Origin of the sequence: Micromonospora sp. B11E3 (genome assembly GCF_039871625.1) — a bacterium.
Taxonomy (GTDB): domain Bacteria; phylum Actinomycetota; class Actinomycetes; order Mycobacteriales; family Micromonosporaceae; genus Micromonospora.
Genome location: NZ_JBDPMC010000053.1, coordinates 26,053 through 46,150 on the forward strand (window position 1 = coordinate 26,053; position 20,098 = coordinate 46,150).

The following is a 20,098-nucleotide window of genomic DNA, read 5'->3' on the forward strand; positions in this document are numbered from 1 at the left end:
ACAAGGGGCCCCTCCCCACGGCTCACCAGACGGGGCGGACCGCCCCGACCGGTACGCCGCCGCCGAGCAGCGGCTGCTCGGCGTACTCGTCGAGGACCGGCGCCTGGACGCCCAGCCGGCGCAGCGCGGAGACCAGGACCGGCATCCGGGCCCGCCCCGCCCCGTCGTCGATCTTCAGCGCGACCGCGCCGACGCCCGGCAGCGCGGCGGCGATGACGCCCTCCGCGCCGATCTTCGCCAGCACGCCGGGCAGCCCGCGCATCAGCCGGGTGTCCTCCGCCCAGGTGCCGCCGACGATCTCCGGGTGGGCCCGCATGGCGTCCGCGACGGTCCGCTCCACGGAGCCCGGCTCGCCGGACACCAGCCGCAGGTACGCCCGGGCCAGCCCGGTGAGCGAGACGGCGAGCACGGGAGCGCCGCAGCCGTCCACCCCGACCGCCGACGCCTCCTCGCCGCAGAACTCCTCGACCGCCGCACGCAGTTGGCGCTGCAGCGGGTGCTCCGGCCACCAGTAGCCGTCGCGGGGCCAGCCCGCAGCCAGGCAGGTGAGCAGCATGCCCGTGTGCTTGCCGGAGCAGTTCATCTGCGTCCGGGTCGGCCCGCCGCCGGCCCGCAGCACCGCGTCGCGGGCCAGCTCGCCGACGGGCAGGTCGGGCGGGCAGTGCAGGGCCGACTCGTCCAGCCCGGCGGCGGCCAGCAGCGCGGCGACCCGGGCCAGGTGGAACTCCTCCCCGGCGTGGCTCGCCGACACCAGCGCCACGTCGGCCGGGTCGGTCAACGACAGCCCGGCGCGCAGCATCCCGATCGCCTGCATCGGCTTGTTGGACGAGCGGGGGAAGACCCCCGAGCGCACGTCCCCGGCGGCGGCCACGGGCGCGCCCGCCGCGTCGAGCACCACGACCGAGCCGCGGTGCAGGCCCTCCACGAAGTCGGAGCGGACCACCTCGGCGAGCGGCACGCCGCCCTCGTACGTCGTTGTCACGACGTGGACGGTACCGACGCGCCCAGGCGGGCCGGAACGGGGGTGACCAGGCCGGTTGCCCGGGCGGCGACAGGGGCTCGCGCCGAGGCGGTGCTTACCGCCGGGGCAGCACCGCCGGCCACCCGCGGGTAGGACCGGACAGGCTCACGCCACCGTCGTCCGTTGGATTCCGAGCAGCTCACGGGCCTCGGCGGCGGTCAGCGGTGGGCGCTGGGCGAGCTGCGCGAAGCCGACCGCCCGGGCGACCAACTGCATGTTCGACTCGACCGGCTGGCCCTTCGCGTACGTGATGGTGTCCTCCATGCCGACCCGCAGGTGCCCGCCGGCCGACAGGGACGCCAGCAGCACCGGAAGGGTGGTGCGGCCGACGCCGGTGGCCGAGAAGGTGGTGCCCTCGGGCAGGTCCCGCAACGCCTGGTGCGCGGCGGCCAGCGCCTGAAGCGTGCCCGGCATGCCGCCCGGCACGCCCATCACGAAGTCGACGTGCACGTGCCCGCCGAACGGCAGCCCGTACTTGCCCAGCAGCCGTTGCAGGGAGGTCAGGTGGCCGAGGTCGAAGATCTCGTACTCGGGCACGATGCCGCGCTCCTGCATCCGGGTGTGCAGGTCGACGATGAACTCCCAGCGGTTGAGGAAGACGTCGTCGCCGAAGTTGACCGTGCCCATGGTGCAGGAGGCCATGTCCGGCCCCGCGTCCAGCACCGCCAGGCGGTCGGCCTCCGGGTCGGTCACCGCGCCACCGGAGGAGAGCTGCACGATCAGGTCGGTGCCCTCGCGCAGCGCCGCCACCGTCTCCCGCAGCCGGCCCTGGTCGAGGGTCGGACGCGCCTCGTCGTCGCGGATGTGGACGTGGATCACGGCGGCGCCGAGCGCCTCGCACTCCTTCGCCGTCAGCAGCAGCTCGTCGAGCGTGACCGGCAACGCCGGCACATCCGACTTGGCCGACTCCGCGCCGGTGGGGGCAACCGTGATCAACGTCCCTGTTGTCATGCCGGCGATCCTAGACGCCCCGTCCAGGCCCGAGCGGACAGCGCGTCCGGCGGGACCCTACTCCGCGTCGACGGCGGCGGCGGTCTCGCCGACGCGGAGGCGGGCGTCGTCGGGGACGTTGCGCTTCAGCACCGCCAGGGCGATCTGGCCGAGCTCGTGGTGTTGCACGGCCGTGCCGACGAAGCCGACCGCCCGGTCGTCCAGGGTCACCGGCGTGCCGGCGGCCGGCGGCTGGTCGGTGGTCACCCCGTCCAGGTGCAGCAGTACGAGGCGACGCGGCGGCCGGCCCAGGTTGTGCACCCGGGCCACCGTCTCCTGGCCGCGGTAGCAACCCTTGTCGAGGTGCACCGCCGGGCCGACCAGGTCCACCTCGGCGGGAATGGTCCGGTGGTCGGTGTCCACCCCGACCCGGGCCCGCCGGGCGGCCACCCTGATCGCCTCGTACGCCCACAGCCCCGCCACCGGCACGCCCGCGTCGCGCAGCCGGGCGACCACGTCGTCCATGGCCGGCCGGGGCACCAGCAGGTCCACGCCCAACGGGCCCCGGCGGGCCCACCCACCGTCGGGCAGCGGCGCGACCGCGTACCGGACGGTGGGCCGCGGCGGCAGCTCGCCGGAGCGGAACTTCGGGCCCGGCACCGCGAGCGCGTCGGGTTCGGCCAGCCCGGTCACGCCGAGCGTGGCGAGCGCGCCGGTCGCCTCCGGCCCGACCAGGGAGAGCAGGGCCTGCTCGGCGGTCGCGTCGCGCGGGTCGACCCGGCTGAAGAACCGCATCTTCTCCAGGTACGTCAGCAGGCCGTCGGTGGCCCCGGGCTCGGTGTCCAGCCAGGTGGTGACGCCGTCCTCGGCGACCATGGCGTGCTGCTCGACGTGCCCGTGCGGCGAGAGCACCAGCAGCTCGGTGCCCTCGCCCACCCGCAACGTGGCCAGGTGCTGGGTGGTCAGCGTGTGCAGCCAGCCGGTCCGCTCCTCGCCGGGCACCGCGACCACGCCCCGGTGCGAGCGGTCGACCAGGCCGACGGCGGTGTCCAGGATGCGCTGCTCGCGCAGCGGGTCACCGTAGTGGGCGGCGACCCCGCGTACGCCGGCGGCCCGGTGCTCCGGGTCGGGCTGGTCCCGGCTCGCCTCGTCGATCGCCTCGACGGCCACCGCTCCCGCGATCTCGATCATTTCCGCTCCCCGTCCTCGCAGCTTCCGCAGACGCCGAAGAGCGCCACGTGCCCGATGTCCACCTGGAACCCGCGCTGCTCGGCCAGCTGGTCGGCCAGCGGCCGCAGCAGCTCCGGCTCGATCTCGTCGATCGCGCCGCACTCCCGGCACACCAGGTGGACGTGCTGGTGCTCGCCCGCGGCGTGGTAGGTGGGCGCGCCGTGCGAGAGGTGGGTGTGGGTGACCAGGCCGAGGCGTTCCAGCAGCTCCAGCGTCCGGTAGATGGTGGTGATGTTGACCCCGGCGGCGACCTCGCGGACCGCGCTGTGCACCTGCTCCGGTGTGGCGTGCCCCAGATCCAGCACCGCCTGGAGGATCAGCTGCCGCTGCGCCGTGAGCCGCAACCCACGGGCGCGGAGCACTTCCGCGAGGGAGGATTCGGACACCCCCCGATCATAGTTCGGCCGCCGCACCGCCCCCGACACTGCGCCGCGCCGTCCGGGGTGGGGCGGGTTCCCACGCGGGGCGCCGGTTCCCCGCTACGCTTCGCGGTCGTGGTGGCGGCCAGGATCGCGGTGCTCGGGCGGGGGTTGCTGCCCGCCGGGGAGCCGGCGCTGCGCGGCGACGACCTGGGCGTGCTCCAGGGGGACGGGCTGTTCGAGACCATGTACCTGGGCGGCGGGCGGCCCTGGCTGCGCGACGAGCACCTCGCCCGGCTGGCCCGGGGCGCCGCCCGGATCGACCTGCCGCTGCCGCCGACCGGCGTGCTCGTCGAACTCCTGGCAACCGTCTGCGCGGGCTGGCCCGCCGACGTCGAGGGAGCGCTGCGGCTCGTCTGTACCCGGGGCCCGGAGGGCGCGCGGGCGCCCGTGGTGTACGCCACGCTGGCCGAGGTGCCCGCGACCGCCCGGTCGGCCCGTCGGGTCGGGATCTCGGTGGCGACCCTGCCGCTGGGCGTGGCCGCCCACGCCCGCGCCGCCCTGGACTGGCTGCCCGTGGGGACAAAGTCGACGTCGTACGCGGTCAGCGCCGCCGCCCGCCGCTGGGCCGCCGCGCACGGCGTGGACGACGCGCTCTGGGTCTCCACCGACGGGTACGCCCTGGAGGCGCCCGCGGCGAACGTGGTCTGGCTGGCCGGAGGCACCCTGTGCACCGTGCCGCCGGCCGCGACCGGGATCCTGCCGGGGGTGACCGCCGCCTGGCTGCTGGAGCACGCGGGCGAGCTCGGCCTCGCCGCGGCGGAACGGATGGTCACCCCGGCCGAGCTGCGCGCCGCCGAGGGCGTCTGGTTCACCTCCTCGGTCCGCGGCCTGGCCCCCGTCCACACCCTGGACGGAACCCGCCTGCGGCCCTCCCCCCACACGCCCCTCCTCCAGTCCCTCCTCCCCTTCCCACCCCCCTGACCTCACCCGGTGCGTTGATCATGGAGCTGACGGCGGAAACGGAGGCCGAACACGCCGGCAACCCCATGATCGACGGGGAAAGCGGGGGCGGGGCGTCAGCCGGCGACGCGGATCAGGCGGGCGGAGAGGTGCGGGCTGAGGGGCTGGCCGACGGCGGCCATCTCCTGGGCGTAGAGCAGGGCACCCTCGACGATGCCGAAGAGGCGGTGCCCGGCGGTGACCTCCTTGGCGGTGGAGGTACGCACCACCGCGTCGGTCACGAACTCCAACTGGGTGCCCTTGCGCTTGCCGATGTGCAGCTCCATCACGCCCGTGGGCGTGGTCATCAGCGCCTCGATCTCGTCGGTGGCCCGCTCGCCCGCCAGTACGGGCCGCCACCAGCCGACCTCACGGCCGGCGGGGCGCACCGGCCGGCTCTGCTCGTCGAGGATCCAGGCCCGCGACTCGTAGAACAGGAACGGCCGGCCGTCGTGGCTGATCCGGATCTCCTGCGCGTAGTCGAAGTCCTCGATGGTCGGATAGCCGCCCCGGCCCCGGCCCCGCCACACCCCGACGTACGGCAGCAGGCCGTCCAGTGTGGGGTGCAGCTTCGGGCCGACGCGCAGGTCGTGGCTCTCCTCGTACGGATACGGGTCGACCGGGGGCGCGTTCAGCCACGGCGGCTGCAGGGGGTTCTCGTCGCTCACCGGTTCACTCGCCTTTCTTCGTTCGCGACTGCGGGGCTCGCAAACCCGGCTCACTCCTCGCGCTCACCGGGCCATCTCCGTTCGCGACTGCGGGGCTCGCAAACCCGGCTCACTCCTCGCGCTCACCGGGCCATCTCCGTTCGCGACTGCGGGGCTCGCAAACCCGGCTCACTCCTCGCGCTCACCAACGTCCTCTCGAAATCTGCACTGCCAGGTAGACCAGGCCACCGGCGAGCGCGCCCAGGCCGGCGACCAGCAGGCTGACGAACCCGATCTCGGTAACCATCCCGGCCATCCTATGCTGGGCGGCATGGCCCGCACTCTCGTCGTCAAGGCCACCGCAGGCGCCGACGCGCCGGAGCGGTGCGCCCAGGCATTCACGGTGGCCGCCACCGCCGCAGCCGCCGGGGTGGACGTCTCGCTCTGGCTGACCGGTGAGTCGACCTGGTTCGCGCTGCCGGGCCGGGCGCAGGAGTTCGAGCTGCCGCACTCCGCGCCGCTGGCCGAACTGCTGCATGTGATCATGACGACGGGCAAGGTCACCGCCTGCACCCAGTGCGCCGCCCGGCGGGACATCGGCCCCGGGGACGTCCTGCCGGGCGTACGGATCGCCGGGGCGGCGGTCTTCGTCGAGGAGGCCATGGCCGACGGGGCGCAGGCCTTGGTCTACTGACCACGTCGGCCGTCGAACGCTCAGCCGCCGCCGGTCACAGGCAGGGCGGGCCGGTGGTCAGGCGACACCGCCGGTAGTCAGGCCGCGCAGCCGGTGGTGGCGGTCAGCTCCCCGCCGGTCAGGGCCACCGTCACCGGGCCCTGACGGTAGGCGTACACCTCGGGGGCGTCGAGGAAAACGGCGCCGGCGGCGACCGGGGCGAGCGCGCGGGCCGGCTCCGCCGGGACGGGGTCGAGCGTGACGCGGGCGGTGCGGGCCGAGCCGCCGCCGGGGCAGGGCGCGGCGAGCGTCTGCGGCGCGGGTGCGGCCGGGTTGCCCAGCGCGCGCAGCGCGGCGGCCAGCGCGTCCGCCTCCGGGCCGCCCTGGGCGGCGGGCGGGCGGTAGCCGTCGCCGACGGGGCGGCACCCGGTCGCCACGGTCAGCCGGACCCGGCCGTCGCCGGCCGGCCGCCCGGCGACCGCCACGAACTCCCCGGCGTCGGCGCGCAGCCGGGGCCCGTCGCCGGTCGCCAGGACGCCGGCGCGCCAGGTCGCCGGGAGCCGGTCGGAGACCTGCTCCAGCACCGCGCGCGGGTCGTCGCCGCCGGTCATGACCTCGACGGCCCGCTCCAGCGCCGCGCCGTCCAGCATCGGGGTGACCCGGCAGCCGGACGTGACGCGCTCCGGCGCGAGCGTGACGACCCGGCCGCCGGCCGCCGCGACCAGCTCGCCGACCGCCCGGTCGACCACCGGGCCGGCCTGCGCCAGGGTGCGCTGCTCGCGGACGGTCGGCCCGTCGGTGCGCACCGACACCCAGGTGAGCACGGCGAGCAGCACGCCCCAGACCACGGCCGCGGCGAGCAGCCAGCGGGACCGGCGACGGGTGGGCGTCGGCTCGGACGGACCGGTCGGCGGGGCGTAGCCCGCGTGGACAGCACCACTCACCCGCTCATGGTGTCACGTCACGCGCACGGGCCGGTCACCCCGTCGGGGGCGACCGGCCCGTGACTGCGCGATGCGGGTCAGGCGACCGTGACGGCCACCTCGTTGATCCCGCGCGCGGCGGTGACGGCGGTGTCGCCGTTGCCGTGCCGGGACAGCGCCCGCAGCGTCCAGCTGCCGGGCGCGGCGAAGAACCGGAACTGGCCGGCCGGCGAGGTGACGACCTCGGCCGTGAACTCACCGGTCGAGTCGAGCAGCCGGACGTACGCGCCCGGGACCAGTTCACCCGCCTCGGACCGGACGACGCCGGTGATGACGGTTTCCTTCTCGAGGTCGAGGCTGGCGGGCAGCGGCGCGGCCTGGTCGGGCGCGGCGCAACCGGCGGTGGTCGGAGCTGTCATGTCAGGCCTCCCCAGGCTCGTCACCGAGCGCGACCGGCACGCCGACCAGCGAGCCGTACTCGGTCCAGGAACCGTCGTAGTTCTTCACGTTCTGGTGGCCGAGCAGCTCCTGCAGCACGAACCACGTGTGCGAGGAGCGCTCGCCGATCCGGCAGTAGGCGATGGTCTCCTTGCTGTCGTCCAGACCGGCGTCGGCGTAGATCTTGCGCAGCTCGTCGTCGGACTTGAAGGTGCCGTCCTCGTTGGCCGCCTTGGACCACGGCACGCTGATCGCGGTCGGCACGTGGCCGGCGCGCTGCGCCTGCTCCTGCGGCAGGTGGGCGGGGGCGAGCAGCCGGCCGGCGTACTCGTCGGGGCTGCGCACGTCGACCAGGTTCTTGGCGCCGATCGCGGCGACGACGTCGTCCCGGAAGGCGCGGATCGAGGTGTCCGGCTCCTGCGCGACGTACTGCGTCTTCGGGCGCTCCACCTTGTCGGTGACCAGCGGGCGGGCGTCCAGCTCCCACTTCTTGCGGCCGCCGTCGAGCAGCTTGACGTCGCGGTGGCCGTACAGCTTGAAGTACCAGTACGCGTACGCGGCGAACCAGTTGTTGTTGCCGCCGTACAGGATGACGGTGTCGTCGTTGCCGACGCCCCGCTCGGACAGCAGCGCCTCGAACTGGCTCTTGTTGACGAAGTCCCGGCGCACCGGGTCCTGCAGGTCGGTCTTCCAGTCGAGCTTGATCGCACCGGCGATGTGGCCGGTGTCGTATGCCGAGGTGTCCTCGTCGACCTCGACGAAGACGACACCCGGTGCGTCGAGGTTCTTCTCGGCCCACTCTGCCGAGACGAGTGCGGTGTCGCGACTCATCGAATCACTCCCTGGTGAGGATGGACGGTGAGCCTGCGCGTGGAGATCGAAATCTGTGATTGTCGCACCACGCGCGGGCCCCTGGGTTAGGACGGGATCACGGGTTCGTGCGACGGCGCCGCTGCCGGGCGATCAAGGGAGAACACCGGTGGGTACGCGACCCTGTGGCCGGTGGCCGCCTAGGCGGCCGAGGACAGCCCCGCCGTCAGATGACGGGGCGACACAGGCAGGTGGCCACGCGGCACAGGTCGACCGCGCGCCGTTTGGTGAGGAGCGTCCCCATACGCAGGGACACTACCAGCCGTCCCAGCAAACGCCACCGGCCCGACCAGCATCCGGGACGGCCGTTCCGGCCACTCCGACCGGGCACACCGGGCGGGCGGGCCGGCCGGGCAGACCCGGACGGCGCGGCGCTCAGCCCGCGGAGTTGATCGGGACGTCCTTCGCCCCGACGGTCACCTCGAGCCCCTGGGGCAGCGGCTTGACCTCGCGCACCTTCAACCGCAGGGGCAGGTCCTGCAGCGGCACGTCGACCGAGATGCTCCGGGCGTAGTTGTTCAGCAGGGTGCGGGCCAGCGGCACCCGGGGCAACCCCTCGGCGTCCAGGTCGGCGAAACGCAGCGACACCTGGCCCTCCTTGCCGACGCTCACCTCGGCCGTCCCGGTGACGGTCAGCTTCTGGCCGAGGATGTCGACGGGGGCGGTCACGGCGAGCTTGCCGTCCCGCTCGGCGAGGGTCAGCCCGGGCCGGTCGAGGAGCTTGGCGAGGCTGTCGTACGTGATGACGCCCCTGCCGTCGACGGTCTCGGCGACCACGTCGCCCTGCTGTGTGCGCAGGGTCTCCAGCGAGGCCCGGACGTTGCGGGCGTCCACGTTCAGCTCGGTCAGGCTGACCATGTCGCCCCGCACCGAGGCCCGCACGTCGCGCAGCCCGATGGAGATCCGCTCGTACTCGCCGGCCAGCACCTGGGTCAGGAAGGGAAAGCCGCCGACCTGGACGCTGGGCGCGGCCGACTGCGCGTCCTGCTTGGCGATCTCCTGACGGACCTGCTCGGCGATGGCCCGCTCGGCCACCCCGGCGGCCACCCGGTCGGCGACCACGACGAGCCCGACCAGAACCAGCAGCAACACCACGAGCGTGATGAGCACCTTGCGCCCGCGCCGCCGGGGACGCTCGTCGTACGCCGGGTGGGCCTCGGCCACACCGCCTCCTTCTGTCGTACCGGTGCCGCCGTTGCGCGGCGCGCCCCGGTCAATACCCGAGAGGTGAAGATCCCAACCGCCGGCCAGGCCGGCCGGCGGTCACAGGAACAGTACGCACATCGCGTACGCCGCCGGCGCCGCGAGCGCGAAGCCGCCGAGCGGGCCCTGCATGTGCCGGGCGATCCACATCGTCGGCGGCTCGCCGGCCATCAGCCGGCCCGCCTCGGCGTACCCGACGGCGAGGTCGGCCAGGACGGCGGTGGCGGCGGTGACCAGCCCGACCAGGGCGCCGCTGGTGGGCGTGAAGCTGACGAGGAAGCTGCCGAGGAGGGCGCTGGTCAGCGTGCCGACCATCGCACCCGCGACGACGCCCGCCGCGCCCCGCGGCACCTGCGGCGCGAGCCGGGGCCAGGGCAGCACCGCGTCGGTGAGCCGGGCGACGGTGAGCGCGACGCCCGCGGCGGTGAGGCAGATGGTGATCGCCTGGGTGCCGGCCGGGACGCGGCCGAGCACGATCAGGGTGCCGAACGCCACCACGCCGACCACGATCAGCAGAGTGCTGCCGAGCGAGTCGGTGACCCGGACCCGGTCGACCCGGCGGAACAACTGCCCGAGGACGCCGAGCAGGAAGCCGCCAGCGGCCAGGTAGCCGAGGGGGGCCAACCCGGCGATGTCGGACTGCACCGCCGCGGTGTCCGCGGCGGCGGCGACCACGGCGCTGACCACGGCGACCACCAGCAGCGCGGGCGGGCGCATGGCCATCGTCCAGGCGAGGACGAAGAGCAGCTGTACGCCGAAGATGATGAACGCGAACGGCAGCCGGTGCCCCGGACCGGCGGTCTGCGCGCCGAGCACCAGGCCGACGCAGAGCAGCGCGGCGAACCCGGCGACGGTGAGCGAGAGCGGCCGGCGCACCTCGACCGGCTCGATCTCCTCCTCGTCGTCCGCTCCGTCACCCGGCTCGTCGTCCGGCCGCCAGCCCGGGTCGTCGCCCCGGCGCAGTCGCCGGGGACCGCGCCGGCGCGGCCGGGGGCCGTCGTCGCCGACGTCCGGGCCGGTGCGCGGCGTCGGTGGGTGCGCACGACCGGCCGGCCCCGGGCGCGCGTCGTCGGCCCACGGGTCCCGGCCGGCCTCGGGGGAGGTCGAGGGATACACGCCCCGATCGTGCCAGACCACGGCGCCGGGACGGTGGTCGCCGTTTCGGCGACGTTAAAACCTGCGGCGCGAGCGTGGACAAGCCCGGCAAACGGGAAATCACGCAAGGGCGCAGCTCGGGTGGTCCGTTACGCTCGATCCGTTACCCGCCCGTCAGCGACGCCGGGACCACGGTAGTTCTCAGCGCCACTCCCCGCCCCGAGTGTCGCTGGTCGCATGCGGCCACGGCCGCCGGGACGGAGGTGACCGCGTGGAGATCCTGCTACTGGTGACCGCACGCGCGGGTGAGGCATCGATGGTGCTGCCAGCGCTCGACCTGCTGCCACACTCGGTGCGCACCGCGCCGCGAGACGTCCGGACCCTGGTCGCCGGCCCCACGCCCGACGCGGTGCTGGTCGACGCCCGCTCCGAGCTGAGCGAGGCGCGAGCCACCTGCCGGATGCTGCACGCCACCGGGCTCGGGGTGCCGCTGGTCGCGGTGGTGACCGAAGCCGGACTGATCGCGCTCAACGCCGACTGGGGCGTCGACGACGTCATCCTCGCCAGCGCCGGTCCGGCCGAGGTGGAGGCCCGACTCCGGCTGGCGGTGGGGCGGATCAGCAACGCCACGGCCGGGGCCGGCGGCTCGATCCGGGCGGGCGAGCTGACCATCGACCCGGACACGTACGCCGCGCGGCTCAAGGGCCGCCCGCTCGACCTGACGTACAAGGAGTTCGAGCTGCTGAAGTTCCTCGCGCAGCACCCGGGCCGGGTGTTCACCCGGGACCAGCTGCTGCGCGAGGTCTGGGGGTACGACTACTTCGGCGGCACCCGGACCGTGGACGTGCACGTCCGACGGCTGCGGGCCAAGCTGGGCTCCGAGTACGAGTCGATGATCGGTACGGTCCGCCAGGTGGGTTACAAGTTCGTCGTGCCGCCGTCGCGGTCGCTGCCGGACACCGAGGCAGCCCCGCTGTCCGTCTGACCCGGCGGCGTCGCCGGGTCGAAACCCCGCTCGCCTCCCGCCCGACCCCCACCCCGTTCGGGCGAAGTGTTTTCGCATGCCCCTTTTGCCTGACTAGTCGCTTCTACGCTGACTGTCGGGTTGACGGAGGGAAGGGGCGACGGTGCGTGCCATGAACACGGGGGCGAAGAACGGGAAGTTTCGGGAGCGGAAGGGCGGTGTCCGCTGATGGGCACCGGGACCGACCGACGTTTCGTCGTGGTCGCCACGCTCGTGGTGGCGGCGCTGCTCGGCTCCGCGTACGTGCTCGGCCGCAGCATGACGCCGGAGCCGACCGGCAGCTCGGCGCGGCCGACCGCCTCCGCCGACCAGCCGCCCGCGGGCGGCACCAGCCGGAGCCCCGGGGCCCCCAGCCCCGGCCCCAGCGCGACCGGGCGCGACGGCGGGGAGATACCGGGGCTGGAGACCGCGATGGAGGGGCCGTTCGGGAGCCAGGTGACCACCGGCTCCGCGAACGTGGCGCTGACCTTCGACGACGGGCCCGACCCGTACTACACCCCGCAGGTCCTGGAGTTGCTGCGGCGGTACCGCGTCAAGGCCACGTTCTGTGTGGTCGGCGAGATGGCCCAGAGCCACCCCGACCTGGTCCGGGCGATCGTGACCGACGGGCACACCCTCTGCAACCACTCCTGGAACCACGACGTGCTACTGGGCGAGCAGCCCCCCGCCGCGATCCGGGACGACATGCAGCGCACCAACGCCGCGATCCGGGCGGCCGTGCCGGACGCGCGCATCGCGTACTACCGGCAGCCCGGCGGGGCGTGGACCAAGTCGGTGGTGTCCGTGGCCGACGACCTGAGGCTGGTCCCGCTGCACTGGGCCGTCGACCCCACGGACTGGCAGATGCCGGGGGCCGACGTGATCGCCGCCACCGTCTCGGCCAACACCCAGCCCGGAGCGATCGTCCTGCTGCACGACGCCGGTGGCGACCGGCAGGGCACCGTCGACGCGCTGCGCACCCTGCTGCCCGACCTGACCGCCCGGTTCCGGCTGGCGGCGCTGCCGACCGGCACCACCTGAGCGGGCGGGTGGTCGCCGGTGACGGCGCCGCGCCGCCTGAGCGGTCAGCCCGCGCCCGATACGGTTACGGGGTGAGCAGCGCCGAGCCGACGACCGACCGGGTGACCCGGACCCACGTGCTGACCCCGGCCGAGGTGGCCGACGTGCTGACCCTGGCCCGGGCGGCCGGCGACGCCGACGGGGCCGACCCGTTCGACGAGCACACCCTGCTCCGGCTGCGCGACCCCGGGGCGCCGGCCGTGCACCTGACCGCCCGCGCCCCGGACGGGACGCTGACCGGGTACGCGCATCTGGACACGACCGATCCGGGTGCCGGCGTCGGCGTGGAACTGGCCGTCCACCCGGGACACCGGCGGCAGGGCACCGGGCGGGCGTTGGCCCGGGGCGTGCTGGCCAGCGCCTCGGGTCCGCTGCGCGCCTGGGCGCACGGCGACCACCCGTCGGCCGCCGCCCTCGCCGTGGACCTGGGCTTCACCCGGGCGCGGGTGCTCTGGCAGATGCGCCGCCCGCTCACCGCCCCGCTGGCCGAACCGCTACTGCCCGACGGGGTCACGGTGCGCGCGTTCGTCCCCGGGGCGGACGACGACGCCTGGCTCGCGCTCAACACCCGGGCCTTCGCGAGCCACCCGGAGCAGGGCCGCTGGACGGAGGCGGACCTGCGGGTACGCCTCGCCGAGCCGTGGTTCGATCCGGCCGGCTTCCTGCTCGCCGAGGAGTCGGCCACCGGCCGCCTGCTGGGCTTCCACTGGACCAAGGTGCACGACCGGCCCGGGTCGGCCCGGATCGGCGAGGTCTACGTGCTCGGGGTGGACCCGGCGGCGCACGGCGGCGGCCTGGGTCGGGCACTCACCGCCGCGGGGCTGGCGTACCTGCGGGACCGGCGCGGGCTGGACCGGGTGATGCTCTACGTCGACGAGTCCAACACGGCTGCGGTGGCGCTCTACGAGCGGCTCGGGTTCGCCCGCTGGTGCGCCCACGTCAACTACCAGCTCGGCTGAGGCCGGCCGGGGCGCCCAGGGCGGCGCCGGGCGGCTGGGCGGGCGGGGGCGGCTGGGCCGACCGATCGCCGTCGACCTCCCCCACCACGTTTCGCCCCCTTTGCTCTGCACCCACCGACGCAGCGGTCACCGTGGGTAGCCGCTGCGCGGACGGGTGCAGAGCAAAGGGGGCCGTGTGCATGGTGCCGCCCCGCGTGCGGCGCCAAGCACAGCCCAGCCGCGCAACGCCGCGAACACCGGTCCCGCCGTCAGGAACCGGAGCGGCGGCGGCGCCGGGGCACAGGTCCAGCTCGCCGCCGGGCCGGACCTCCCGGGCAGCACGACCGACACCGCGGATGGAGCGCGCAGGCGGCATCACGGGAACGTCACGCGGCGGCATCGGCGCGATAACGCATGACCGGAAAAATCGCATTATTAGCGATAGTGGGCCGCGGGTTCACTTATTGGACAACCCACCCTCAGCCTCCGGCCATCCTCCCGGCCGAACCTGTTCACCCTCCGTTCACTTCCGACCGGCGAACCGGCTACCTGGCCCTCCTAACTTTCAGTTCAGCCGGGAAGCGCCGGCTGCCCCCGGGCCCCGAATCCGGGCTCGTATCGAAGACGTGAAGGGAAACCCCTCAGGTGAAGCTCCAGCGGCACGGCACTATCGCCTGCCTCGCTCTCACTGCGGTGCTCGGTCTCAGTGCATGCGGCTCGGACAACAACGAGCCCGCCACCGGCGCCTCGGCCTCCGGGTCGGCCGCCGCGGCCGACTGCGCCACCGGCACCCTGAACGCTCAGGGCTCGTCCGCCCAGAAGAACGCCATGGCCGAGTGGATCAAGGCGTACCAGCAGAAGTGCAGCGGCAGCACGATCAACTACGAGCCGTCCGGCTCGGGCGCCGGCATCCAGGCGTTCATCGCCGGCACCGCCGACTTCGCCGGCTCCGACTCCGCCCTCAAGCCGGAGGAGCAGCCGCAGGCCGACGCCAAGTGCACCGACGGCAAGGCCATCCACCTGCCGATGGTGATCGGCCCGGTGGCCGTCGCCTACAACGTCAGCGGCGTGGACAACCTCCAGCTCAAGCCGGCCACCCTGGCGAAGATCTTCGCCGGCAAGGTGACCAAGTGGGACGACCCGGCGATCAAGGCCGACAACCCGGACGCCAAGCTGCCGGCGACCACGATCCAGACCGTCCACCGCTCGGACGAGTCGGGCACCACCGACAACTTCACCAAGTTCCTGGCCAAGACCGCGGGCGCGGACTGGACCTTCGAGAACGCCAAGGCGTGGAAGGCCCCGGGCGGCACCGGCGCCAAGGGCTCGGACGGCGTGGCCAGCTCGGTCAAGGGCGCCGACGGCACCATCGGCTACATGGAGTGGTCGTTCGCCGAGAACGCCGGCCTGAAGATCGCCAAGATCGGTAACGGCGCGGGCGAGTTCGCCGAGCTGACCGCCGAGAACGCCGGCAAGACCATCGCCGGGGCCAAGATCGAGGGCCAGGGCGACGACCTGAAGATGTCGGTCGACTACAACACCAAGGAGGCCGGGGCGTACCCGATCGTCCTGGTGACGTACGAGATCGTCTGCAGCAAGGGTCTCGCCGCCGACAAGCTGCCGCTGGTCAAGGGCCTGCTGGGCCACGCCGCCAGCGCCGAGGGCCAGTCGGCCCTGACCGAGCTGGGCTACGCCCCGCTGCCGGAGACGGTCCGGACCAAGGTCGAGGCCGCGGTCAAGAACCTCTCCTGACCGACCGCTCCACCACCACCACCTCCCTCAATCGAAGCGAGCGAGCAGATGGGTGAAACCCCTCACCGCTCGGCCGACGCCGGCACCGGCGGGATCCGCGTGGCCTCAGGCCAGGAGCGGCCCGCCGGTGCCTCGGCGCGTGTGGCCGAGTCACCAGTCAGCACCCGTACCCCGGGCGGGGACGGCCTCGGCGGCGGCGGCGCGCTGCCCCGGGCCCGGGCCTTCGGCGCGGAGCGCGCGTTCCGGGGTCTGACCCTGGCCGCCGGCACCGCCGTCCTGGTGATCATCGCCGCCATCGCGGTCTTCCTGATCGCCAAGGCGGTACCGGCCCTGCGCGCCAACACAGAGAACTTCTGGTCGTACGAGGGCTGGGCGCCCAACGAGACGCAGCCCAAGTTCGGCATCGGCACCCTCGCCTTCGGCACCGTGCTCAGCTCCGCGCTGGCGCTGCTGATCGCCGTGCCGGTGGCGCTGGGCATCGCGCTGTACCTGTCGCACTACGCCCCGCGCCGGGTCGGCACCGCGCTCGGCTTCCTGATCGACCTGCTCGCCGCCGTCCCCAGCGTGGTGTTCGGACTCTGGGGCCGGGACGTCTTCGTCAACCCGGTCCGGGACTTCTCGGCCTGGCTGAACGAGTACTTCGGCTGGATCCCGATCTTCGGCGGTGACGGCCCGTTCGGCAAGTCCATCCTGCTCGGCGCGCTGGTGCTGGCGATCATGGTGCTGCCGATCATCACGTCGCTGTCCCGCGAGGTGTTCCTCCAGACGCCGACCGCCAACGAGGAGGCGGCGCTCGCGCTCGGCGCGACCCGCTGGGAGATGATCCGCACCGCCGTCCTCCCGTACGGCCGGCCCGGCATCGTCGCCGCGGTGATGCTCGGCCTGGGCCGCGCGCTCGGCGAGACCATCGCGCTCGCGATGACCCTCGGCATCACCTTCGGCATCTCGTTCAACCTGATCCAGAACGGCGGCAACACCATCGCCGCGAACATCGCCAACGCGTTCGGCGAGGCCAACGCCACCGGTCGCGGGGCGCTGATCGCCTCCGGCCTGGTGCTGTTCACCATCACGCTGATCGTCAACATCACCGCGCGGGCGATCATCTACCGCCGCCGGGAGTTCACGGAGTCGGCCGCATGACCACTGTCGCCAACCACCGCACCCGCCCGCCGGCCCAGCCGACCACGCTCCGGGCGAAGCGGCTGCCCCGGTACGCCGCCCCGGCGATCGCCCTGGCGGCCATCGTGGTCGCCGCCGCCGTCGTGTCCGGCACCGGCATCGGCGGCCCGGTGCTCACCGTGGTCGTCGCCGCGCTGCTCTACCTGGCCGGGCTCTTCGCCGCCAGCACCGCCGTCGAGGGGCGGCGGGCGGCCCGCAACCGCGCCTGGAGCGCCCTGATCCACTCGGCGTTCGTGCTGGCCGTGCTGCCGCTGGCCTCGGTGGTGTGGACGCTGGTCAGCAAGGGCGCCGAGCGCCTCGACGGCAACTTCTTCGGCACCTCGATGAACAACATCGGGGCGCGGGACCCGAACGGCGGCGCGTACCACGCGATCGTCGGGACGCTGGAGCAGGTCGGCATCGCCACGCTGATCACCGTCCCGCTCGGCATCCTGTGTGCCATCTACGTGGTCGAGTACGGCCGCGGCCGGTTCGCGTTCGCGATCCGGTTCTTCGTCGACGTGATGACCGGCATCCCGTCCATCGTCGCCGGCCTGTTCGTGCTGGCGTTCTGGGTGCTGATCGTCTCGCCGATGTTCAACGACGGGCGGCCGGGCTTCTCCGGCTTCGCCGCCGCGCTCGCGCTGAGCGTGCTCATGCTGCCCACCGTGGTCCGGTCCACCGAGGAGATGCTGCGTCTCGTCCCGGCGCCGCTGCGCGAGGGGGCGTACGCCCTCGGCGTACCGAAGTGGAAGACCATCCTGCGGATCGTGCTGCCCACCGCGCTGCCGGGCATCGTCACCGGTGTGATGCTCGCCATCGCCCGGGCCGCGGGCGAGACGGCCCCGGTGCTGCTCGTCGCCGGCGGCGGCGCGGCGATCAACTTCAACCCGTTCGAGAACAACCAGTCGTCGCTGGCCCTCTTCGTCTACCAGCAGGCCGGCGACGCCTCGAAGTACGCCCCGGCGCGGGCGTGGACCGCCGCGCTGACCCTGGTCGCCCTCGTGCTGATCCTGACGGTCGCGGCGAAGCTGCTGGCCCGCCGCAACCGGCTCGGCCGATGAACCCCGGAGGTACCACCACCATGGCCAAGCGCATCGAAGCCACGAACGTCACCGCCTACTACGGGGGCTTCAAGGCGATCGAGAACATCAGCATGACGGTCGAGCCGAAGACGGTGACCGCCCTGATCGGGCCGTCCGGCTGCGGCAAGTCCACGTTCCTCCGGTCGATCAACCGGATGCACGAGGTGCTTCCCGGCGCCCGGGTCGAGGGCAACCTGACCATCGACGACCAGGACATCTACGACCGGGACGTGGACGTCACCGCCGTCCGCCGCATGATCGGCATGGTCTTCCAGCGGCCCAACCCGTTCCCCACCATGAGCATCTTCGAGAACGTGGTGGCCGGGCTGCGACTCAACGGCGTACGCAGGAAGTCGATCCTGGAGGAGGCGGCCGAGAGGGCGCTGCGCTCGGCGAACCTCTGGGACGAGGTGAAGGACCGCCTCGGCAAGCCCGGCGCCGGCCTGTCCGGCGGTCAGCAGCAGCGGCTGTGCATCGCCCGTACCATCGCGGTCGAGCCGCAGGTGGTCCTGATGGACGAGCCGTGCTCGGCGCTCGACCCGATCTCCACGCTGGCGATCGAGGACCTGATGTTCCAGCTCAAGGACAAGTTCACGATCGTCATCGTCACGCACAACATGCAGCAGGCCGCCCGGGTCTCCGACCGCACGGCCTTCTTCTCGATCGAGAAGACCGGCGACCCCGGCCGCCTGATCGAGTACGACAACACCCAGAAGATCTTCAGCAACCCGAGCGTGAAGAAGACCGAGGACTACATCACGGGCCGCTTCGGCTGACAGGTGTGCAGGGAGGGGCCTCTTCTCAACGCTTTTGCCTGGGGAGGGTCCCTTTCAGCACCCCTGTCCCGGCCCAGCCCTGTCTCGGGCCCCCGGCCCGGGCGGCAGGTCAGCGGGGCAGACGCCGGGTGCAGGGCCCGTCATGCTCGGGCCGGAGCAGACAGCGCCGACCGTTGGCGAGGTGCCTCGGGCAGAAGGCGGGATGCCGTACCCCTGGATGGTCAACGGTGGCGACGGTGGCGTCGTCGCACTCGACGAGATTGTGGAAGCTGAGCGAACGGGCGACGACGCGGGCCACCCGTACGGCGGTGGTCAGGTCGTCGGCGACGACCGGCAACTGGACGAGATAGCGATGCCCGCTCACCTCCGTCGCCCGCCGTGCCGGCTCTCTGGGTAGATCTTGGTAAAAAGTGGCCCCTGGAGGGGCCGTTTCGTACCAAGATTTACGGCGGTCGCCATTCGTGCCGTTCACCAGGTGCCGCCTTTCGGTTGACGTCGCGGGTCTGGAAGGGGCGGGGCCGTCCCACGGCCGGCTCCGGACGGACCCGCCCCGCCCTGCCACCGCAGCTTCGCTCAGCGGTACGGCAGCAGAGCTGGCCCGGGTGCGGGTGCCGGCCGGTAGCCGGCCGGGCGCTGATTTGCGTTCCGAAGCAGGTCACGGGCCCGCGCCTGCTCGGACTGCCACCGGCGGAGGGCGTCCTTGACCCGGTCGGTCTCACGGCGGGCCCGATGGGTCGCGTCGTGTGCGTCGGCCAGTTCGGCGGCGACCCGGTCGAGGAAGGTCAGCACCTCGTCGGGATCGAGGCCGCGCCGCCCGAGGCGGGTGCGGCCGAACCGGCGGGTCCGCACGTCGGCCGCCCGCAGGGGTACGCACGACGCGGACCGGTACGCGGTCCCGCCGGCTCGCTCGCGTACGGCGGAACGACGGCCGAGCAGCCGCTCGACGAGGTGTCTCATGGAGATCCTGCCTTTCGACGTCTGCCAGGAGAGGACGGCCCGCCCCTGAGTTGCCGCCCAGGGGCGGGACCGGGCCCTGCCGTACCGGCCAGGGATGGCGGTACGAAGACCTCCCCTACGGGAGATGACCTTCTGCAACAGTCTGAACACCAGAAGGCGCATAGTCAACCCCACTATTGAGGTTGACTAGTCCCGGGCTGGGAAGGTCGCAGCGTGCCACGTCAGCCGCTGCGTGTGATGGGAACCGCCGAGATCGCGGAATACCTCGGAGTGTCCCGGCAGTGGGTGGAGGTTCTGAGCAAACGTCGGGACTTCCCCGAGCCGGCAGCGGTTCTGAAGGCCGGCCGCATCTGGCGGACGGAGGACATCGAGCACTGGGCGACCGAGCACCGGCCGCGATCCGAGCCCGACGAACCCGCGTAGGGAGGGCCTACCGCTGGGTGCTCTGCTCGTCGGTGGACACCCGCGTGTAGACCAGCTCCGCCATTGCCTGTCCTGTTCATCCGATCGTCGCCGACACCGCTGATCCAGCTGTCATCAAACGCTGTCGTCAACTCGGATCGGCCTGCATTGGATCGGCGGGTCGGATTCCCGTGGTCGGGAGTGGTCCATTGACTCCGTTCCGTAGCTGTCGTCAAATGGTCCTTTTGCCGACAGAGGCATCCGGGGGCGAATGCTGCGTGCCCGGCCAGACGCTCGACCCCGTGTCCTAAAGATCAACTGAATGATCCCCGGTGACATGAGCGTTAGGAAAACCTCATGTCCGGCCCCTGCCAGGCCCAGGCGCCGGGGATCCCGCCGTCGTCGGGCTGATTGTCGATGTGCGACTGACCGGGGTCGGTGGACGTCCCAGCACCGTGGGCGGTCACATCAATGTCGGGATTCGGCCACCCCGGTCCCGCCCACCCCTCCAGCCAGGACGACACCGTGGAGGCGTTCGGGCCGTCCAACGGCCCGG

Annotated in this window: 24 protein-coding genes; 10 read left to right on the plus strand and 14 right to left on the minus strand. The window is 73.1% G+C overall.

The features are described 5' to 3' along the window. Positions 1–22 precede the first annotated feature (22 nt). The 4 genes from ABGB16_RS23280 to ABGB16_RS23295 form a co-directional block, all read right to left on the minus strand. Positions 23–982 (minus strand): asparaginase, encoded by a 960-nt coding sequence (locus tag ABGB16_RS23280; RefSeq protein WP_347670214.1) that lies wholly within the window; start codon positions 980–982, stop codon positions 23–25. Between the two features lie 144 nt (positions 983–1,126). Beyond that, positions 1,127–1,972, minus strand: coding sequence for a 3-keto-5-aminohexanoate cleavage protein (locus ABGB16_RS23285; RefSeq protein ID WP_347670215.1), 846 nt, complete (start codon positions 1,970–1,972; stop codon positions 1,127–1,129). Between the two features lie 57 nt (positions 1,973–2,029). Further along, positions 2,030–3,142, minus strand: a complete 1,113-nt coding sequence (locus ABGB16_RS23290; protein WP_347670216.1) for a folate-binding protein — start codon at positions 3,140–3,142, stop codon at positions 2,030–2,032. Then, on the minus strand, positions 3,139–3,567 hold the full coding sequence (locus ABGB16_RS23295; protein ID WP_347670217.1) for a Fur family transcriptional regulator: 429 nt from the start codon (positions 3,565–3,567) through the stop codon (positions 3,139–3,141). Before ABGB16_RS23295 ends, ABGB16_RS23290 begins: the two co-directional genes overlap by 4 nt. A gap of 108 nt (positions 3,568–3,675) precedes the next feature. On the opposite strand from ABGB16_RS23295, the gene ABGB16_RS23300 reads away from it, so the two are divergent. Beyond that, positions 3,676–4,524: an aminotransferase class IV gene (locus ABGB16_RS23300; RefSeq protein WP_347670218.1), complete on the plus strand. Its 849-nt coding sequence runs from the start codon at positions 3,676–3,678 to the stop codon at positions 4,522–4,524. A gap of 95 nt (positions 4,525–4,619) precedes the next feature. Here the strand turns inward: ABGB16_RS23300 and ABGB16_RS23305 are convergent, their stop codons facing one another. Then, positions 4,620–5,210: an FABP family protein gene (locus tag ABGB16_RS23305; RefSeq protein WP_347670219.1), complete on the minus strand. Its 591-nt coding sequence runs from the start codon at positions 5,208–5,210 to the stop codon at positions 4,620–4,622. A gap of 181 nt (positions 5,211–5,391) precedes the next feature. Next, a complete protein-coding gene (mtfM, locus tag ABGB16_RS23310; RefSeq protein WP_347670220.1) occupies positions 5,392–5,496 on the minus strand; it encodes a small membrane protein MtfM in 105 nt (34 codons plus the stop codon). A gap of 12 nt (positions 5,497–5,508) precedes the next feature. Between mtfM and ABGB16_RS23315 the strand changes: the two genes are divergently transcribed. Next, positions 5,509–5,883, plus strand: coding sequence for a DsrE family protein (locus ABGB16_RS23315; protein ID WP_347670221.1), 375 nt, complete (start codon positions 5,509–5,511; stop codon positions 5,881–5,883). 77 nt (positions 5,884–5,960) lie between these two features. Here ABGB16_RS23315 and ABGB16_RS23320 read toward each other — a convergent pair whose 3' ends face one another. From ABGB16_RS23320 to ABGB16_RS23345, 6 genes are all read right to left on the minus strand, one after another. Continuing rightward, positions 5,961–6,806, minus strand: coding sequence for a hypothetical protein (locus tag ABGB16_RS23320; RefSeq protein WP_347670222.1), 846 nt, complete (start codon positions 6,804–6,806; stop codon positions 5,961–5,963). A gap of 77 nt (positions 6,807–6,883) precedes the next feature. Further along, positions 6,884–7,204, minus strand: coding sequence for a DUF1416 domain-containing protein (locus tag ABGB16_RS23325; protein WP_347670223.1), 321 nt, complete (start codon positions 7,202–7,204; stop codon positions 6,884–6,886). 1 nt (position 7,205) lies between these two features. After that, positions 7,206–8,054 (minus strand): sulfurtransferase, encoded by an 849-nt coding sequence (locus tag ABGB16_RS23330; protein WP_347670224.1) that lies wholly within the window; start codon positions 8,052–8,054, stop codon positions 7,206–7,208. Positions 8,055–8,259: 205 nt separating this feature from the next. Next, positions 8,260–8,337, minus strand: a complete 78-nt coding sequence (locus ABGB16_RS23335) for an Ms5788A family Cys-rich leader peptide (protein WP_311202345.1) — start codon at positions 8,335–8,337, stop codon at positions 8,260–8,262. 131 nt (positions 8,338–8,468) lie between these two features. After that, the gene (locus ABGB16_RS23340; protein ID WP_347670225.1) at positions 8,469–9,257 is read right to left on the minus strand and encodes a DUF2993 domain-containing protein; all 789 of its coding nucleotides are present in this window, start codon (positions 9,255–9,257) and stop codon (positions 8,469–8,471) included. A gap of 99 nt (positions 9,258–9,356) precedes the next feature. Then, entirely contained in the window at positions 9,357–10,412 is a 1,056-nt protein-coding gene (locus ABGB16_RS23345; protein WP_347670226.1) for a hypothetical protein, read from the minus strand. A 250-nt stretch (positions 10,413–10,662) separates the two neighbouring features. Here ABGB16_RS23345 and ABGB16_RS23350 point away from each other — a divergent pair, with 250 nt between their 5' ends. From ABGB16_RS23350 to pstB, 7 genes are all read left to right on the plus strand, one after another. Further along, entirely contained in the window at positions 10,663–11,376 is a 714-nt protein-coding gene (locus ABGB16_RS23350; protein ID WP_347670227.1) for a response regulator transcription factor, read from the plus strand. A 207-nt stretch (positions 11,377–11,583) separates the two neighbouring features. Continuing rightward, entirely contained in the window at positions 11,584–12,435 is an 852-nt protein-coding gene (locus ABGB16_RS23355) for a polysaccharide deacetylase family protein (protein ID WP_347670228.1), read from the plus strand. Between the two features lie 71 nt (positions 12,436–12,506). Further along, positions 12,507–13,433: a mycothiol synthase gene (mshD, locus tag ABGB16_RS23360; protein ID WP_347670229.1), complete on the plus strand. Its 927-nt coding sequence runs from the start codon at positions 12,507–12,509 to the stop codon at positions 13,431–13,433. Between the two features lie 624 nt (positions 13,434–14,057). Further along, positions 14,058–15,164 (plus strand): phosphate ABC transporter substrate-binding protein PstS, encoded by a 1,107-nt coding sequence (gene pstS / locus ABGB16_RS23365; RefSeq protein WP_347670230.1) that lies wholly within the window; start codon positions 14,058–14,060, stop codon positions 15,162–15,164. Between the two features lie 48 nt (positions 15,165–15,212). After that, the gene (gene pstC / locus ABGB16_RS23370) at positions 15,213–16,304 is read left to right on the plus strand and encodes a phosphate ABC transporter permease subunit PstC (RefSeq protein ID WP_347670231.1); all 1,092 of its coding nucleotides are present in this window, start codon (positions 15,213–15,215) and stop codon (positions 16,302–16,304) included. Next, entirely contained in the window at positions 16,301–17,386 is a 1,086-nt protein-coding gene (gene pstA / locus ABGB16_RS23375) for a phosphate ABC transporter permease PstA (protein ID WP_347670232.1), read from the plus strand. Before pstC ends, pstA begins: the two co-directional genes overlap by 4 nt. Before the next feature lie 20 nt (positions 17,387–17,406). Beyond that, a complete protein-coding gene (gene pstB, locus ABGB16_RS23380; protein ID WP_347670233.1) occupies positions 17,407–18,183 on the plus strand; it encodes a phosphate ABC transporter ATP-binding protein PstB in 777 nt (258 codons plus the stop codon). Between the two features lie 109 nt (positions 18,184–18,292). Here the strand turns inward: pstB and ABGB16_RS23385 are convergent, their stop codons facing one another. Next, positions 18,293–18,547 carry a hypothetical protein gene (locus ABGB16_RS23385; protein ID WP_347670234.1) on the minus strand — a complete coding sequence of 85 codons (255 nt, stop codon included), beginning with the start codon at positions 18,545–18,547 and terminating at the stop codon, positions 18,293–18,295. 209 nt (positions 18,548–18,756) lie between these two features. Continuing rightward, on the minus strand, positions 18,757–19,140 hold the full coding sequence (locus ABGB16_RS23390; protein WP_347670235.1) for a DivIVA domain-containing protein: 384 nt from the start codon (positions 19,138–19,140) through the stop codon (positions 18,757–18,759). Positions 19,141–19,353: 213 nt separating this feature from the next. Between ABGB16_RS23390 and ABGB16_RS23395 the strand changes: the two genes are divergently transcribed. Next, the gene (locus ABGB16_RS23395) at positions 19,354–19,563 is read left to right on the plus strand and encodes a helix-turn-helix domain-containing protein (RefSeq protein ID WP_347670236.1); all 210 of its coding nucleotides are present in this window, start codon (positions 19,354–19,356) and stop codon (positions 19,561–19,563) included. The last annotated feature ends 535 nt before the right edge of the window (positions 19,564–20,098 follow it).

Excerpts from the sequence above, each read along its gene's own strand:
- ABGB16_RS23390 (WP_347670235.1), bottom strand. The coding sequence starts at position 19,140 with ATGAGACACCTCGTCGAGCGGCTGCTCGGCCGTCGTTCCGCCGTACGC.
- pstC (WP_347670231.1), top strand. The coding sequence starts at position 15,213 with ATGGGTGAAACCCCTCACCGCTCGGCCGACGCCGGCACCGGCGGGATC.
- pstA (WP_347670232.1), top strand. The coding sequence starts at position 16,301 with ATGACCACTGTCGCCAACCACCGCACCCGCCCGCCGGCCCAGCCGACC.
- ABGB16_RS23330 (WP_347670224.1), bottom strand. The coding sequence starts at position 8,054 with ATGAGTCGCGACACCGCACTCGTCTCGGCAGAGTGGGCCGAGAAGAAC.
- ABGB16_RS23325 (WP_347670223.1), bottom strand. The coding sequence starts at position 7,204 with ATGACAGCTCCGACCACCGCCGGTTGCGCCGCGCCCGACCAGGCCGCG.
- mtfM (WP_347670220.1), bottom strand. The coding sequence starts at position 5,496 with ATGGTTACCGAGATCGGGTTCGTCAGCCTGCTGGTCGCCGGCCTGGGC.
- ABGB16_RS23290 (WP_347670216.1), bottom strand. The coding sequence starts at position 3,142 with ATGATCGAGATCGCGGGAGCGGTGGCCGTCGAGGCGATCGACGAGGCG.
- ABGB16_RS23335 (WP_311202345.1), bottom strand. The coding sequence starts at position 8,337 with ATGGGGACGCTCCTCACCAAACGGCGCGCGGTCGACCTGTGCCGCGTG.
- ABGB16_RS23355 (WP_347670228.1), top strand. The coding sequence starts at position 11,584 with ATGGGCACCGGGACCGACCGACGTTTCGTCGTGGTCGCCACGCTCGTG.
- pstB (WP_347670233.1), top strand. The coding sequence starts at position 17,407 with ATGGCCAAGCGCATCGAAGCCACGAACGTCACCGCCTACTACGGGGGC.
- ABGB16_RS23315 (WP_347670221.1), top strand. The coding sequence starts at position 5,509 with ATGCTGGGCGGCATGGCCCGCACTCTCGTCGTCAAGGCCACCGCAGGC.
- ABGB16_RS23285 (WP_347670215.1), bottom strand. The coding sequence starts at position 1,972 with ATGACAACAGGGACGTTGATCACGGTTGCCCCCACCGGCGCGGAGTCG.